At 72.6% G+C, this 15,957-nt stretch carries 12 protein-coding genes and 1 riboswitch; of the genes, 3 read left to right on the top strand and 9 right to left on the bottom strand.

From position 1 onward, the window contains the following. Positions 1-36 precede the first annotated feature (36 nt). Complete coding sequence (locus ACLJPL_RS30465; RefSeq protein ID WP_411084175.1) at positions 37-867, bottom strand: sulfurtransferase; 831 nt, start codon at positions 865-867, stop codon at positions 37-39. A gap of 236 nt (positions 868-1,103) precedes the next feature. Here ACLJPL_RS30465 and ACLJPL_RS30460 point away from each other — a divergent pair, with 236 nt between their 5' ends. Continuing rightward, positions 1,104-1,880 (top strand): VOC family protein, encoded by a 777-nt coding sequence (locus ACLJPL_RS30460; RefSeq protein ID WP_411084174.1) that lies wholly within the window; start codon positions 1,104-1,106, stop codon positions 1,878-1,880. Positions 1,881-1,993: 113 nt separating this feature from the next. On the opposite strand, the gene ACLJPL_RS30455 is transcribed toward ACLJPL_RS30460, so the two are convergent. The 4 genes from ACLJPL_RS30455 to ACLJPL_RS30440 all read right to left on the bottom strand — a co-directional run bounded on the left by ACLJPL_RS30455 (position 1,994) and on the right by ACLJPL_RS30440 (position 7,640). After that, positions 1,994-2,644: a thymidine kinase gene (locus ACLJPL_RS30455; RefSeq protein WP_411084173.1), complete on the bottom strand. Its 651-nt coding sequence runs from the start codon at positions 2,642-2,644 to the stop codon at positions 1,994-1,996. Positions 2,645-2,696: 52 nt separating this feature from the next. Next, positions 2,697-3,884 carry an alkaline phosphatase family protein gene (locus tag ACLJPL_RS30450; protein ID WP_411084172.1) on the bottom strand — a complete coding sequence of 396 codons (1,188 nt, stop codon included), beginning with the start codon at positions 3,882-3,884 and terminating at the stop codon, positions 2,697-2,699. Then, entirely contained in the window at positions 3,884-4,480 is a 597-nt protein-coding gene (locus tag ACLJPL_RS30445) for a DUF5998 family protein (protein WP_030577251.1), read from the bottom strand. The genes ACLJPL_RS30450 and ACLJPL_RS30445 overlap by 1 nt, the downstream gene beginning before the upstream one ends. Positions 4,481-4,547: 67 nt before the next feature. After that, positions 4,548-7,640, bottom strand: a complete 3,093-nt coding sequence (locus ACLJPL_RS30440; protein WP_411084171.1) for a GNAT family N-acetyltransferase — start codon at positions 7,638-7,640, stop codon at positions 4,548-4,550. A gap of 172 nt (positions 7,641-7,812) precedes the next feature. On the opposite strand from ACLJPL_RS30440, the gene ACLJPL_RS30435 reads away from it, so the two are divergent. Then, the gene (locus ACLJPL_RS30435) at positions 7,813-8,094 is read left to right on the top strand and encodes an HPr family phosphocarrier protein (RefSeq protein WP_411084170.1); all 282 of its coding nucleotides are present in this window, start codon (positions 7,813-7,815) and stop codon (positions 8,092-8,094) included. Between the two features lie 155 nt (positions 8,095-8,249). Here ACLJPL_RS30435 and ACLJPL_RS30430 read toward each other — a convergent pair whose 3' ends face one another. The 4 genes from ACLJPL_RS30430 to ACLJPL_RS30415 all read right to left on the bottom strand — a co-directional run bounded on the left by ACLJPL_RS30430 (position 8,250) and on the right by ACLJPL_RS30415 (position 13,215). After that, positions 8,250-8,957 carry a GntR family transcriptional regulator gene (locus ACLJPL_RS30430; RefSeq protein WP_411084169.1) on the bottom strand — a complete coding sequence of 236 codons (708 nt, stop codon included), beginning with the start codon at positions 8,955-8,957 and terminating at the stop codon, positions 8,250-8,252. Between the two features lie 280 nt (positions 8,958-9,237). Continuing rightward, positions 9,238-10,053, bottom strand: coding sequence for a M23 family metallopeptidase (locus ACLJPL_RS30425; protein ID WP_411084168.1), 816 nt, complete (start codon positions 10,051-10,053; stop codon positions 9,238-9,240). A 13-nt stretch (positions 10,054-10,066) separates the two neighbouring features. Then, positions 10,067-10,233, bottom strand: a riboswitch (cyclic di-AMP (ydaO/yuaA leader). 220 nt (positions 10,234-10,453) lie between these two features. Continuing rightward, entirely contained in the window at positions 10,454-11,824 is a 1,371-nt protein-coding gene (locus ACLJPL_RS30420) for a M16 family metallopeptidase (RefSeq protein WP_411084194.1), read from the bottom strand. A 26-nt stretch (positions 11,825-11,850) separates the two neighbouring features. Beyond that, a complete protein-coding gene (locus ACLJPL_RS30415) occupies positions 11,851-13,215 on the bottom strand; it encodes a M16 family metallopeptidase (protein ID WP_411084167.1) in 1,365 nt (454 codons plus the stop codon). A 259-nt stretch (positions 13,216-13,474) separates the two neighbouring features. Here ACLJPL_RS30415 and ACLJPL_RS30410 point away from each other — a divergent pair, with 259 nt between their 5' ends. Then, positions 13,475-15,928, top strand: a complete 2,454-nt coding sequence (locus tag ACLJPL_RS30410) for a DNA topoisomerase (ATP-hydrolyzing) subunit A (RefSeq protein WP_411084166.1) — start codon at positions 13,475-13,477, stop codon at positions 15,926-15,928. The last annotated feature ends 29 nt before the right edge of the window (positions 15,929-15,957 follow it).

The following is a 15,957-nucleotide window of genomic DNA, read 5'->3' as shown; positions in this document are numbered from 1 at the left end:
CGTTCCTCCCGCTTACCGGGCCGCCGGGACCGGGCCCTACCGAGGCTCGGGGCCCGTGGCGACCGGGCGGGCGGGGTCGGAGGACCACTCGGACCAGGAGCCCGGATAGAGCGCACCGCGGAATCCGGCGATCTCCAGGGCCAGCACCTCGTGCGCGCCGGAGACCCCCGACCCGCAGTAGACCCCGACGCCCTCGCCGCTCTTCCCCGCCCCGAGCGCGGTGAACCGCTCGGCGAGCTGTTCGGCCGGAAGGTAGCGCCCGTCCCCGGCGACGTTCTGCGTGGTCGGCGCGGAGACGGCCCCGGGGATGTGGCCGCCGACGCGGTCGATCGGCTCCACGTCGCCCCGGTAGCGCTCCGCCGCCCGCGCGTCCAGGAGCAGCCCCGAGCGGGCGAGGGCGGCCGCCGCATCAGCGTCCAGGGTGGGCAGGGCCCCGGGCTTCGGCCGGAAGTCGCCCTCGGCGGGGTGCGGGGTCTCGGTGGAGAGGTCGCCGGTCCACGCGGCGAGGCCGCCGTCCAGGACCCGTACGTCCGTGTGCCCTGTCCAGCGCAGCAGCCACCAGGCACGCGCGGCGGCCCACCCCTGCCCGCCGTCGTACACGACGACCGGGGTGTCCTGGCCGACCCCGGCGCGGCGCATCACGGCGCCGAACGCCTCCGGGTCCGGAAGGGGGTGGCGGCCACCGCCGCCCGCCGGCCCCGCCAGCTCCGTATCGAGGTCGACGAAGACCGCGCCGGGCAGATGGCCGGCGTCGTAGTCGGGGCGGCCGTGCGGGCCGCCCAACTGCCAGCGGACGTCCAGGAGCACCGGCGGCCGCGGCCCCGCCGACTCGCTCGCGTATTCGGATGCGGTGATGATGGGCTTCATGGGTGCCATCCTCGCGCAGAGGCCGTGGCGCCCGTACCCACGTCGGCAAGGACATACCACAACAAAGCGGTCTCCTACCGCCGAGAACCCGGAGATCGCGGCGCGGCCGGAGCGACACCGGGGCCGGGTGGTGCGAGCATCTGCACGGGGTACGCGGACCGCGTCCTGACCCGGGACGGCCCGCCCGCCCCGTTCCCCTGTACGGCCACCACAACGGTCCGAGGAGAGACAAGACGATGACCGAGGCTGCTGCCCGGCGCACGCCCGGAACCCCTTGCTGGGTGAGTCTGATCGTGCACGGCCTGACCGCGACCCAGGAGTTCTACGGAGCCCTGTTCGGCTGGGAGTTCCGGCCGGGGCCCGAACAGCTGGGTCCCTACGTCCGGGGCCTGCTCCACGGCAAGGAGGTCGCGGGCATCGGCCAGCTGCCGCCCGACCGGCACCTCCCGATCGCCTGGACCACCTATCTGGCGACCGACGACGCGGACATGACCGCCGAGGCGATCCGTTCCTGCGGCGGCACGGTCGCCGTGGGCCCGCTCGACGCGGGCGAGGCGGGCCGGCTCGCCATCGCCTCGGACCCCGGCGGGGCGGTCTTCGGCCTCTGGCAGGGCTCGGAGCACATCGGGACCATGACGGCGGGCATCCCCGGCACACCCGTCTGGAACGAGCTGGTGACCCGGGAGACCTCGATGGTGGCGAAGTTCTACCAGACGGTCTTCGGCTACGAGACCGAGGCGGTGGTCTCGGCCGACTTCGACTACCAGACCCTGCACCTGGACGGCAGTCCGGTGGCCGCCCTGCACGGCGTGGGCCACGCCCTGCCGCGCGACCGGGGCCCGCACTGGATGACGTACTTCGAGGTGTCCGACACCGACGAGGCCGCCGCCCGGGTGGTGGAGCTGGGCGGACGCGTCCTGCAACCGCCGCGCGAGGGGGCGAGCGGCCGGCTGGCGACGGTCACGGACCCGGAGGGCGCGGTCTTCACGATCGTACGGACGTCCGGGGGCTGAGGGGCCGGACGGGCGGAAGGGATTGAGCGGCCGGGGGCCGTGGAGGCCCTGGCACCGTGAAGCGCTCGCCCCGACGACCGACTGACGTCCGGTCAGCTCCTGCGGCCTGGCGGTCAGGCGCTGTTGACCGGCAGGACGTCGGCCGACAACGTGCCCGCGCGGGCGGCGACGCTGGTCACTCTGCGCAGGTGGTGGCGGCGGCACAGCACCTCGTAGCCGACCTCGCCCGCAAGCTGGTTCACGTCCCCGACGACCACCTGCTCGCCCTCGACCACCATCTCGCCCCCCACCGTGCGGGCGTTGTGCGTGGCGCGGGCCCCGCACCAGCACAGGGCCTCCACCTGGAGCTGCTCGATCCGGTCCGCCAGTTCGATCAGCCGCTGCGAACCCGGGAACAGCCTGGTCCGGAAGTCCGTGGTGATGCCGAAGGCGAACACGTCCAGGCCGAGGTCGTCCACGATCCGGGCGAGCTGGTCGATCTGTCCGGGCGCGAGGAACTGCGCCTCGTCCACGATCACGTAGTCGGCCTTGCCCCCCTTGGACAACTGGCCCACGAGGTACGCGTAGAGGTCCATGCCCTCCGTGGCCTCGACCGCCTCCGTGACCAGCCCCAGCCGCGAGGACAGCTTTCCCTCCCCGGCCCGGTCGTCGCGGGTGAAGATCACACCCTGGAGGCCGCGGGCCGAGCGGTTGTGGCCGATCTGCAGGGCCAGCGTGCTCTTTCCGCAGTCCATGGTTCCGGAGAAGAACACCAGCTCGGGCATGAGGGGACGGGCACCTTTCACAGGGACGGTCGGCAGGAAGGGGAGAACGCGGTTACGAGCGTACTTCGAGCAGCGGGACGAGCTGCTCGACGGGGGTCAGGGAGCCGTGCATGCCGACCATCGCCGACTCGTGCGGCTCGCCCGCCGAGGCCGTGATGACGACGTCGTCGTGGGCGGCGGCGACCACATCGCCGATCCGGCCGTACACCCGCTCGTCGATGACGGGACCGAACCAGCCCGCCGCGATCGCCTCGTCCCGGCTCGCCACCCAGAACTGCTCGCCCAGCACCTCGCGCCACACGGCCAGGACGTCGCCCTGCGCGCCGGGCACCGCGTAGACATGGCGGGCGCGGCCCTCGCCGCCGAGGAGGGCGACGCCCGCGCGCAGCTCCCAGTCCTCGTCGAAGTCGATCCGGGACTGCTCGTCGAACGGGATGTCGATCATGCCGTGGTCGGCGGTGATGTAGAGCGCCGAGCGCGGCGGAAGCTGCTCCGCGAGGCGCTGGGCGAGCCCGTCGACGTACATCAACTGGCCGCGCCAGGCGTCGGAGTCGATGCCGAAGCGGTGGCCCTTGCCGTCGACCTCGCTGTAGTACGTGTACACGAGCGAGCGGTCGCCGGCGGCGAGGCGCTGGGCGGACACGTCCATCCGGTCCTCGCCGGAGAGCCGGCCGAGGAAGGAACCGCCGCTGAGCGCGACCTTGGTGAGCGGGGTCCGCTCGAAGTCCGGGGACGAGACCTGCGCGGTGTGCACGCCCGCGGCGTCCGCGAGCTGGAACACCGTGGGGTAGGGCTGCCAGACCTTCGGCGCGGTGAACGGCTTCCAGCGGAGCTGGTTCATCAGCGCGCCGGTCTCCGGGTTGCGCACGGTGTAGCCGGGCAGGCCGTGCTCACCGGGCGGCAGCCCCGTACCGACCGAGGCGAGCGAGGTCGCGGTGGTGGAGGGGAAGCCCGCGGTGATCGGCTGCCCCGTGCCGCCGCGGGAGGTGGGGAGCAGGGAGTGCAGGAAGGGCGCCTCGTCGGGGTGGGCCTTGATCTGCTCCCAGCCGAGGCCGTCGATGAGGAAGACGCAGTTGCGGTCGGCGGGCGTCAGCTCGGGGATGGCGGCGGAGAAGCCCTCCACCCCCTGGCCGGCGGCGAGCGTCGGCAGCAGGTCGGCCAGCGAGCCGCCGCCGTACGCGGGGACGGGCGCGGTGTCGAGAGCGAGCGGGACCGGGTCCTGCCAGGCGGGCTGGGCCATCACCGGCCGGTCGCCGCGGTGGCGGCCGTGGCCTCGGAGAGGGACTGCGCGAAGGCGAGGGTCTGGCGGACCGCGTCCGGGCCGTCGCCGGCCTCGCTGACCCGCAGGCTCAGGTCGTCGGCGGTGGAGCTGCCCGTATAGCCGTGGTCGGCCTCGCAGTTGGCGTCGCCGCAGGCTGCGGGCTCCAGGTCGATCCGGGAGACCGCGCCCCAGCCGATGGTGAGGACGACCTCGCGGGGCAGGGTGCCCGGGACGTACTTCTCCGGGTTGGCCACCACCCGGCTGACCACGACGGAGGAGATCCGCTCCAGCTTGACCGACTCGGTGGACGTGGTGGCGTACGGCGTCGGGGAGCTGGTGTCGGCGGCCTGCTCGTCGGTGTGGCTGACGATGAACCGGTGCTCGGTCAGGACGAGGACCGTGACATGGCGGCGGACCTCGTTCGAGTCGAACGTGGTCTCCTGGTGCACCAGGTACGAGGCGACCGGCTCCCCGCCGACGGCGGCCTCGACCGCCTCGGCCACGAGGGCCGGGTAGTAGCCGCTGCGCTCGATCGCCGCGCGCAGCCCCTGGGTCGTCGTACCGGTCTTTGCCATGTGCACCATCCTACGGGGGGCCGGTGACTGCCGGGGACGCCCCGGGGCGTCCCGGGAGGGGGCGGGTTCAGTAGTTCGGGAGGCGGCGGGGGCCGAGGTCGCCGCGCGGGGGCGGCGGGGCGAGCCGGACGCTCGCGCCGAGGACGGTCAGCCCGTGCGGGGCCACGACCACGGGTTCCAGCGCCACGGAGACCACCTCGGGGTGGTCGTCGACGAGCCGGGACAGCCGCAGCAGCAGCTCCTCCAGGGCCGGGGTGTCCACGGGCGCGGAGCCGCGCCAGCCGAACAGCACCGGGGCCGCCTTGATCGACCGGATCAGCTCGGCCGCGTCGCGGTCGGTGGCCGGAACCAGTCGGTGCGCGGTGTCGCCGAGCAGCTCGGAGGGGGCGCCCGCCAGGCCGAAGGAGAGGATGGCTCCGGCGGCGGCGTCGATGGACGCCCGTACGACCGTGTCCACGCCGCGCGGGGCCATGGACTGGACGACCGGGAGCAGTTCGGCGGGCTTGCCGAGGAGTTCGGTGAACTCTCCGTACGCGCGGCGCAGGGCGTCCTCGTCCGCGAGGTCGAGCCGTACGCTGCCGAGGTCGGCGCGGTGGCGCAGGTGGGGTGCGGTGGTCTTCAGCGCCACCGGGTAGCCGAGCCGGCCGGCCGCGGCGACGGCGGCCTCGGGGTCCGGGGCGGGGAGCGTGGGGCGTACGGGAATGCCGTAGCGGCCCAGCAGCTCGCGGGCCTCGTCGTGGGCGAGGGGGCGGCCGCGGGGGTCGGGGGCGGCGCCGAGCAGGGCGTCGATCAGGGTGGCCGCGCCCGGCTCGTCGATGGTCTCGTCCAGGAACTCGGGCACCTTGCCGGGTACGGCCGCCTGGCGCCGCCACTGGGCGTACTTCACGGCCTCGGCCAGTGCCCGTACGGCGCGCTCGGCGGCCGGGTAGGCGGGGATGCGGCCGGGGCGGGTCGGGGGTTCGGCTGCTTCGGTTGCGCTGGTCGCGTCTGCTGCTTCGGTTGCGGCGGCCGCGTCGGTCGCGTCTGTTGCACCGGCCGCGTCGGTTGCGGCGGCCGCCTTGGTTGCTTCGGTTGCGGTCTGGGCGGGGGTGGTTGGGGGTGGTGTGGTGTCCGGGGTCGTCGTGACTGCTGGGGCGTCCGGGGTGGTTGGGGTGGTTGAGGCCGCTGGGGCCGCTGCGGTGACCGTAGCGGTCGGAGCCTCTGTGGACGCCGTGCCCGGGTCGGTGGGCGCTCCCGGTGCGGCGGAGGGCTGGGCGGCGAGCGTCGTGGGCCGGGTGTGCGGTGCGGCCGTGCTGCTCGCGGCGGCCAGGGCCTCCGCGAGGCCGCCGATCTCCACATGGACGACGGCGACGGGCTTGGCCGGTCCGCCGGCCGCCGCGCCGCGCAGGGCGGCGGCCAGCACCTCGCCGTCGCCGGTCTCGGCCTCGCCGTTCTCCCCCACCCACGGGATGGCGGTGACGATCACGGCGTCGCAGGTCCCGTCCGCGAGCGCCGCCGCCAGCGCGTCCCGGAAGTCCTGCGGGGAGGCGGCCGTGGTGAGGTCGCGCGGCGGGCGCGGGCGCAGCCCCTCGGCCAGGCAGGCGTCGTACGTGAGGAGGCCGAGGGACTCGGAGTTGCCGAGGATCGCGACCCGGGGTCCGGCCGGGAGCGGCTGGTCGGCCAGGAGCAGTCCGGCGTCCACCATCTCGGTCACCGTGTCGACCCGGATGACGCCCGCCTGCCGCATCAGCGCGGAGACGGTGGCGTCGGGGATGCGGCTGACCGGGACGGCGTGGCCGGGCGGGTTGGCGCCGCTGTGCCGGGCGCCCTTCACCACGACGACGGGCTTCACGGCGGCGGTGCGGCGGGCGAGGCGGGTGAACTTGCGGGGGTTGCCGAGTGATTCGAGGTAAAGGAGGGCGACGTCGGTGTCCTGGTCCTCGAACGAGTACTGAAGGAAGTCGTTGCCGGAGACGTCGGCCCGGTTGCCCGCCGAGATGAACGAGGAGAGGCCCGCGCCGCGCCGGTGGAGGCCGGAGAGGAGGGCGATGCCGATCGCGCCGGACTGGGTGAACAGGCCGATCCGGCCGCGCGCGGGCGACTCGGGGGCGAGGGAGGCGTTGAGCCGGACGGACTCGGCGGTGTTGATGATACCGAAGGCGTTCGGGCCGATGATCCGCATGCCGTACGAGCGGGCCTGGCGGACCAGTTCGCGCTGGAGCTCGCGGCCGGCGGAGCCCCGCTCGGCGTATCCGGCGGAGAGGACGACCAGGCCCTGGACGCCGTGCTCGCCGCAGTCGGCGACGGCTTCGGGGACCCGGTGGGCGGGGACCGCGATGACGGCCAGGTCGACCTGCTCGTCGATCTCGCCGAGCGAGCGGTGGGCGGGGACGCCGTCCAGGGTGTCGAGGCCCTCGTCGAAGGCGCGGTTCACCGCGTAGGCGCGGCCGGTGTATCCGGCGGCCAGGAGGTTGCGCAGGACGGTGCGGCCCACTCCCCCGGGCGTGCGGCCTGCGCCGATCACCGCGACGGACCCGGGGGCGAGGAGGCGCTGCACCGAGCGGGCCTCGGCGCGCTGTTCGCGGCCGCGCTGCACGGCGAGGGACTTCTCGGTGGGTTCGAGGTCGAGGGTGAGGTGGACGGAGCCGTCCTCGAAGCTGCGCTGCTGGGTGTAGCCCGCGTGCCGGAACACCTTGATCATTTTGTTGTTGGCGGGGAGCACCTCGGCGGCGAAGCGCCGGATGCCGCGCTCGCGGGCGACGGCGGCGATGTGTTCGAGCAGCGCCGAGGCGACTCCCCGGCCCTGGTGGGCGTCCTGGACGAGGAAGGCGACCTCGGCCTCGTCGGCGGGGGCGGAGGCGGGCCTGCCCTGTTCGTTGATGCGGTCGTAGCGGACGGTCCCGATGAACTCGCCGCCGATCGTGACGGCCAGTCCCACCCGGTCGACGTAGTCGTGATGGGTGAAGCGGTGCACGTCCCGGTCGGAAAGGCGGGGGTACGGGGCGAAGAACCGGTAGTACTTCGACTCGTCGGACACCTGCTCGTAGAAGCTGACCAGTCGCTCGGCGTCGTCCGTGGTGATCGGCCTGATGCGGGCGGTGCCGCCGTCACGGAGCACCACGTCCGCTTCCCAGTGGTCGGGGTACGCGTGATGCGGACTTGGCTCGGGCGTCGGCTCCATGGGCAAAGCCTACGGCCGGTGTCCCGGTCGCGGAGGGTTCGGGACCGGGGCAGTCTGAGGACGGTCCGAGCGGGCTTTCCGCACAGATCGGGCCGGAGGGAGGCCGGGCACAGCATTGCGCACCGCATGAGAGACTGGTCTAGACAACCGTTGATATGTGAAGGGCAGAACCATGGCTGAGCGCCGCGTAAACGTCGGTTGGGCCGAGGGCCTGCACGCCCGCCCCGCTTCCATCTTCGTCCGTGCCGCCACGGCTTCCGGCGTCCCCGTGACGATCGCCAAGGCCGACGGCAACCCGGTGAACGCCGCCTCCATGCTCGCGGTGCTCGGTCTGGGCGCGCAGGGTGGCGAGGAGATCGTGCTCGCGACCGAAGCGGACGACGCCGAGGCCGCTCTGGACCGTCTGGCGAAGCTGGTCGCCGAGGGTCTCGACGAGCTCCCCGAGACCGTCTGACCCCCAAAAGCCTTTCTTCGTGAGAGCCGTGGAACCCTTTGGGGGCCACGGCTCTTTCGCTATTCCTGACGTCGACGCACAGGAATTCGGGCAGCACGAACAAGGCCCCGGGCAAGATCCCGGGCAATTACTTCTCTTTGTATACGGCGTCCTTGTTAATGGCGAACGCCCGCAATGTTTACGCCGTGTTGCGAAGAACTCACCCGGGGCGCGGGTGCGGTGCGCCGCCCGGAGCGGTCCGGACGGCGCAGCCGGTGCGCCCCGGCGGCCCGTTCCGCGTGCTGGGCGGTCAGCGCCCTGGCCCGTTCCGCGTCGCCGCGTGCGACGGCGTCCACGATCGCGCCGTGCTCGGCCCAGGAGTCGACCGGGCGTGCGGGCTGCTCGACCGCGTACATCCAGGCGATCTTGTGCCGCAGCTGGGTGAGCAGGGCGATGAGGCCGGGGCTGCCGGATGCCTGGGCGAGCGTCTCGTGGAACCAGCCGCCCAGCGACCGCAGATCCTCCCCCTCGCCCCGGCGGGCCCGCTCCTGGCCCAGTCTGACCAGTCCCCGGAGCACCTTGAGGTGGGCCTCGGTGCGGCGCTGGGCGGCCCGGGCCGCACCGAGCGGCTCCAGGAGCATCCGCACCTCCAGCAGGTCGGCCGCCTCCTGCTCGGTGGGCTCGGCGACGCAGGCTCCGGCGTGTCTGCGGGTGACGACGAAGCCCTCGGACTCCAGGGTGCGCAGCGCCTCGCGGACCGGGACGCGGGAGACCCCGTACCGCCGTGCCAGCAGTTCCTCGGTGAGGCGGCCGCCCCGCTCGTAGACACCGGAGACGATGTCGTCACGGATTGCCGTGCATACCGAATGCGCGGGAATGCGCATGTCCGAACCTCCGCCTTAATCCCCGCGAAACGCGGCCGCCCGACGCCTGTTCCGTGACTCTATTGCAATCCGCCGCAATTTCCGATGGGGGGCCGGAATCCATGGATATCTTCCGGCCAGAAAACCGCCCCGGGCAGGCCCGGGGCGGAGGCGAGGGGCGCATTCGCCGAAGGCCCCGGCGGGAAACCGGGGCCTTCGGGGAGTCGGGGTCGCGCGAGGTGGTCGTGCGGAGGCAGGCCAAGGGAGGACCACGAGGTCGGGAGAGGACCGCGAGGTGAGGTCAGACGCTGAGGCCGTGCGAGCGCAGGTAGGCGACCGGGTCCATGTCCGAGCCGTACTCCGCGGTGGTCCGGGCCTCGAAGTGGAGGTGCGGGCCGGTGGAGTTGCCGGTGGAGCCGGAGAGGCCGATCTGCTGGCCGGAGGTGACGCTCTGGCCCACGGAGACGCCGATCGAGGAGAGGTGCCCGTACTGGGTGTACGTGCCGTCCGTCATCCGGAGCACGACGTTGTTGCCGTACGCGCCGCCCCAGCCGGCCTCGACGACCGTACCGGCGCCGACCGCGACGACGGAGCTGCCGGAGGCGGCGTGGAAGTCCACGCCGGAGTGGCTGCCGGAGGACCAGAGCGAACCGCTCGACTGGTAGCCGGTGGAGACGTACGAGCCGGCGACGGGGAGGTGGAAGGCGTTCAGCCGGGCGCGCTCGGCGGCGCGGGCGGCACGGGCCTTCTCCTCGCGGACCTCCTCGGCCCGGGCCTCGGCCTTGCGGTCGGCCTCCGCCTTCGCCTTGGCCTTCGCGGCCTTGGCCTTGGCTTCGGCGGCCGCCTTGGCCTTCGCCCTGGCCAGTGCCTCGGCCTGCTGGTGCTGCGCCTGCGCCTGCGCGTCGATCTGCTCGGCGAGGGTGGCGTCGAGGGCGATGGCCTGGGTGAGTCCGGTCTCGGCAGCCTTGGGGGCCTCGGAGTCCGCGGCGGCGGCCGGGGAGGCCAGGGAGCCGAGGACTCCGGTGGTGGCCAGTGCCGCGATGCCGGCGGCCTGGGCGCCGCGGCGCGTCAGGCGGCTCGGGGCACGGTGCTTCCCGGTGGCACGGGTGAACGCCATGGAGGGGCTGATCCTTTCCTTCCTTCTCGCCTACCGGGTTAGCTGACGGGTTCGGAGCAGGAAGGTCTCCTACGGATTCCCGCGCCGGGTCGCGGCACGGGCGTCCGATTCACCCCAGGGACTGCGTGGGTCCCCGGCTCCCCAGGCTCGCGCCTGACGGGGACTCGGCGATGGCTGTCCGGCGCCGCGGCTGCGGCGTACGGGTGGCGGACAGCCGATCCGACGCTAGGCGGGGCGACTTCCCATCACCAAACAGACAGGGGGATTTGTCGTACATCCCACAGGGCAAATCGACTCTTCGTGCACAAAGGTGACGAAGCGCCCCAAAGGCCCAAAAGGGAGGACCCCGGCGAACTTCCGTCCGCCGGGGTCCCGTTTGCCTGGTCGTGTCACATCGGCGTCAGCCGCTGACGACGGTCACCTCGCCGATGCCGAGCGCCTTCACCGGCTCCTCGATCTGTGCCGCGTCCCCCACGAGGACCGTCACCAGCCGGTCCACCGGGAAGGCGTTGACCACGGCGGCGGTGGCCTCCACGGTGCCCGTCTCGGCGAGCCGGGCGTAGAGGTGGGCCTGGTAGTCGTCGGGGAGGTGCTGCTCGACCTGGTCGGCCAGCGTGCTCGCGACGGAGGCGGCCGTCTCGAACTTCAGCGGGGCGACCCCCACGAGGTTCTGCACGGCCGTCTCGCGCTCGGCGTCGGTCAGCCCTTCGGCGGCCAGCGTCCGCAGCACCTTCCAGAGGTCCTCCAGCGCCGGACCCGTGGACTCGGTGTCCACCGAACCGCTGATGGCGAGCATCGCCGCGCCGCCCGACTCGGGGCCGGTCGAGCGCAGGACCTGGGCGAAGGCCCGTACACCGTAGGTGTAGCCCTTCTCCTCGCGCAGCACCCGGTCCAGCCGGGAGGTGAGGGTGCCGCCCAGGCAGTAGGCGCCGAGGACCTGGGCGGGCCACACGCTCTCGTGCCGGTCCGCGCCGATGCGGCCGATCAGCAGCTGGGTCTGGACCGCGCCGGGCCGGTCGACGATGACCACACGGCCGGTGTCGTCGGCGGTGATCGGCGCGACGGGCCGGGCCTGGCCCGCGTTGCCCGACCAGTCGCCGAGGGTGTCGGCGAGCAGCGCGTCCAGGTCGATGCCGGTGAAGTCGCCCACGATCACGGCCGTCGCGGTCGACGGGCGGATGTGGGCGTCGAAGAAGGCGCGCACGGCGGCGGCGTCGATCCGCCGCACCGTCTCCTCGGTGCCCAGGCGCGGGCGCGACATCCTGGCGGTGGCCGGAAAGAGCTCCTTGGAGAGCTGCTTGGCGGCGCGCCGGGACGGGTTGGCCTGCTCGTGCGGGATCTCGTCCAGCCGGTTGCCGACGAGCCGCTCGATCTCGCTCTCGGCGAAGGCCGGGGCGCGCAGGGCCTCGGCGACCAGCCCCAGGGCCTTGGCCAGACGGGAGGCCGGGACCTCCAGGGAGACCCGGACGCCGGGGTGGTCGGCGTGCGCGTCCAGGGTGGCGCCGCACCGCTCCAGCTCGGCGGCGAACTCCTCGGCGCTGTGCTTGTCGGTGCCCTCGGAGAGAGCACGCGACATGATCGTGGCCACGCCGTCCAGGCCCTCGGGCTCGGCGTCCAGCGGCGCGTCCAGGAAGATCTCCACGGCCACGACCTGCTGGCCGGGGCGGTGGCAGCGCAGCACGGTCAGCCCGTTGGGCAGCGCGCCGCGCTCGGGGGCGGGGAAGGCCCACGGCCGGGCGGTGCCCGGGGTCGGCTGCGGGTGGTACTCCATGGCTACTCCAGTCACGGCGGCGTCGCTCACTTGTCCGCCCCCTCGGGCGCTTCGGTGCCCGCCGCCGCCTCGTCGGCGTCCTCGGCCGGCTCGATGGGCTCATAGACCAGGACCGCCCGGTTGTCGGGGCGCAGGGCCGCCCGGGCCGCCTCGCGCACCTCCTCCGCGGTGATGTCCAGGACGCGTCCCACCGCGGTCAGGGCGAGCTGCGGGTCGCCGAACAGGACCGCGTAACGGCACAGTTCGTCGGCGCGGCCCGCGACCGTGCCGAGACGGTCCAGCCACTCGCGCTCCAACTGGGCCTGGGCCCGCTCCATTTCCTCCGGGGTGGGCCCTTCCTCGGCGAACCGGGCCAGCTCCTCGTCGACCGCGGTCTCGATCTGCGCCACCTCGACGCCGCCGGAGGTCTTCACGTCCAGCCAGCCCAGCGAGGGCGCCCCGGCGAGCCGCAGCAGCCCGAAGCCCGCCGCAACCGCCGTACGGTCGCGGCGGACCAGGCGGTTGTGCAGCCGGGAGGACTCCCCGCCGCCGAGCACGGTCAGCGCCAGGTCGGCCGCGTCACAGGCGCGGGTGCCGTCGTGCGGGAGGCGGTAGGCGGCCATCAGCGCACGCGCCGGGACCTCCTCGTGGACCACTTCGCGCAGCTGCTCGCCGATGATCTCGGGAAGGGACCCGTCGCGCGGCGGCTGCTTGCCGTCGTGGGACGGGATGGAGCCGAAGTACTTCTCGACCCAGGCGATGGTCTGCTCGGGGTCGATGTCCCCGACGATCGACAGCACCGCGTTGTTGGGCGCGTAGTACGTACGGAAGAACGCGCGGGCGTCCTCCAGGGTGGCCGCGTCCAGGTCGGCCATGGAGCCGATCGGGGTGTGGTGGTACGGGTGGCCCTCGGGGTAGGCGAGGGCGGTGAGCTTCTCGAACGCGGTGCCGTAGGGCACGTTGTCGTAGCGCTGGCGCCGCTCGTTCTTGACGACGTCGCGCTGGTTCTCCATGGACTCCTCGTCGAGGGCGGCGAGGAGGGAGCCCATACGGTCGGCTTCCAGCCAGAGAGCCAACTCCACCTGGTGGGTGGGCATGGTCTCGAAATAGTTGGTCCGCTCGAAGCTGGTCGTCCCGTTGAGCGAGCCGCCGGCTCCCTGGACGAGCTCGAAGTGGCCGTTCCCCTTGACCTGGCCCGAGCCCTGGAACATCAGGTGCTCGAAGAGGTGAGCCAGACCGGTGCGCCCCTTGACCTCGTGGCGCGAACCCACGTCGTACCAGAGGCAGACCGCGGCGACCGGGGTCAGATGATCCTCGGAGAGCACCACACGCAGGCCGTTGGCCAGGCGGTGCTCGGTCGCTGTCAAGCCGCCGGAGCCGGCCTGCGCGGTGGCCGTGTGACCCATGGGCATGTACGTCCCTTCGATCGCGATACTGGACTTCCTGACCGGTACTTCCTGCCAGACCTGCCACTCTAAGCAAGCGCACCGGCACCTGGCGAAGTTCCCGTTCCGCGGAAGTTTCCGTCGATGGTGTCCCGGCCGTGCCGCCCGGGACCGCTTCGGACGGGTCGAGGTCCGCGTTGTCAGTGCGGCGGTCCACAATGGTCCGCATCAGTACCCCAGGTTGTCCGATCAGAATCCGTGAATCCGAGAAGGAGTCGCAGCCGCGATGGCCCGCCGTAGCACGAAGACCCCGCCGCCGGACGACTTCGAGGAGAAGATCCTCGACATCGACGTCGTCGACGAAATGCAGGGCTCCTTCCTCGAGTACGCGTACTCGGTGATCTACTCCAGGGCCCTGCCCGACGCCCGCGACGGCATGAAGCCGGTGCACCGGCGCATCGTGTCCCAGATGAACGAGATGGGACTGCGCCCCGACCGCGGCTATGTGAAGTGCGCGCGCGTCGTCGGCGAGGTCATGGGCAAGCTGCACCCGCACGGCGACGCCTCGATCTACGACGCCCTGGTGCGCATGGCGCAGCCCTTCTCGATGCGGCTGCCCCTGGTCGACGGCCACGGCAACTTCGGCTCCCTCGGCAACGACGACCCGCCGGCCGCGATGCGGTACACCGAGTGCCGCATGGCCGACGCCACGTCACTGATGACGGAGGCGATCGACGAGAACACCGTCGACTTCCAGTCGAACTACGACGGCCAGGAGCGCGAGCCGGTCGTCCTCCCGGCGGCCTACCCCAACCTCCTGGTCAACGGGGTCTCCGGGATCGCGGTCGGCATGGCGACCAACATGCCCCCGCACAATCTGGGCGAGGTCATCGCCGCCGCCCGCCACCTGATCAGGCACCCGGGCGCCGACATCGAGACGCTGATGCGCTTCGTCCCGGGCCCCGACCTGCCCACCGGCGGGCGCATCGTCGGGCTGGGCGGCATCAAGGACGCGTACACGTCGGGCCGGGGCACCTTCAAGATCCGCGCCACCGTCGCCGTCGAGGACGTGACGGCACGCCGCAAGGGCCTCGTCGTCACCGAACTGCCCTTCACCGTCGGCCCGGAGAAGGTGATCGCCAAGATCAAGGACCTGGTCTCGGCGAAGAAGCTCCAGGGCATCGCGGACGTCAAGGACCTCACCGACCGGGCCCACGGCCTGCGTCTGGTCATCGAGGTGAAGAACGGGTTCGTGCCGGAAGCGGTGCTGGAGCAGCTCTACAAGCTGACGCCGATGGAGGAGTCCTTCGGCATCAACAACGTGGCGCTGGTGGACGGCCAGCCCCTCACCCTGGGCCTCAAGGAGCTGCTGGAGGTCTATCTCGACCACCGCTTCGAGGTGGTGCGCCGACGCAGCGAGTTCCGCCGCACCAAGCGCCGCGACCGGCTGCACCTGGTCGAGGGGCTGATCGTCGCCCTGCTCGACATCGACGAGGTCATCCGGATCATCCGGGACAGCGACAACTCCGCGCAGGCGAAGGAGCGTCTGATGGCGCACTTCTCGCTGAGCGAGATCCAGACGCAGTACATCCTGGACACCCCGCTGCGCCGGCTCACCCGCTTCGACCGGATCGAGCTGGAGAGCGAGCGCGACAAGCTCAACGGCGAGATCGAGGCGCTGACGGCGATCCTGGAGTCGGACGCGGAGCTGCGCAAGCTGGTCTCATCGGAACTGGCCGCGGTGGCGAAGAAGTTCGGCACGGACCGGCGCACGGTGCTGCTGGAGTCGGCGGGTTCGCAGATCGCCTCGGTGCCTCTGGAGGTCGCCGACGACCCGTGCCGGGTGCTGCTCTCCTCCACGGGCCTGCTGGCCCGCACGGCCAACGCGGAGCCGGTGGAGATCTCCGAGGACGCCCGGCGGACGAAGCACGACGTGATCGTGTCGGCGGTCGCGGCGACGGCGCGCGGCGACGTGGGGGCGGTGACCTCCACCGGGCGGCTGCTGCGGCTGTCGGTGATCGATCTGCCGCAGTTGCCCGACACCCATGCGGAGCCCAACCTCTCGGGCGGGGCGATGATCTCGGAGTTCCTCAATCTGGAGGCGGACGAGGAGCTGGTCTGCCTCACCACGCTCGACGAAGCCTCGCCGGGCCTGGCGATCGGCACGCTCCAGGGCGTGGTGAAGCGCGTCGTGCCGGACTATCCGGCCAACAAGGACGAGTTGGAGGTCATCGCCCTCAAGGACGGTGACCGCGTGGTGGGCGCGACCGAGCTGCGCACGGGTGAGGAGGACCTGGTCTTCATCACTTCCGACGCCCAGCTCCTGCGCTATCCGGCGGGCTCGGTGCGTCCGCAGGGGCGGGCCGCCGGAGGCATGGCGGGCGTCAAGCTGGCGGCGGGGGCCGCGGTGCTGTCCTTCACGGCGGTCGACCCGGCGGCGGACGCGATCGTGTTCACGGTGGCCGGTTCGCACGGGACGCTGGACGACTCGGCGCTGACGTCGAAGCTCACCGCGTTCGACCAGTTCCCGCGCAAGGGCCGGGCCACCGGCGGGGTGCGCTGCCAGCGGTTCCTGAAGGGTGAGGACGTCCTGGTCTTCGCCTGGGCGGGCCCGACCCCGGCCAGGGCGGCCCAGAAGAACGGCACCCCGGCGAAGCTCCCGGAGCCGGACCCGCGCCGCGACGGTTCGGGCACGCCGCTGCTCCAGCCGGTGGCCGTGATCGCGGGACCGCCGCTGTAGGCGGGGCGGGCGCGACGAGAGGAGCGGCC

This window comes from Streptomyces sp. cmx-18-6 (assembly GCF_046548915.1).
Taxonomy (GTDB): Bacteria; Actinomycetota; Actinomycetes; order Streptomycetales; family Streptomycetaceae; genus Streptomyces.
Note: the sequence above shows the minus strand (reverse complement) of the source record. Positions and strands in the feature narration are given on the sequence as shown.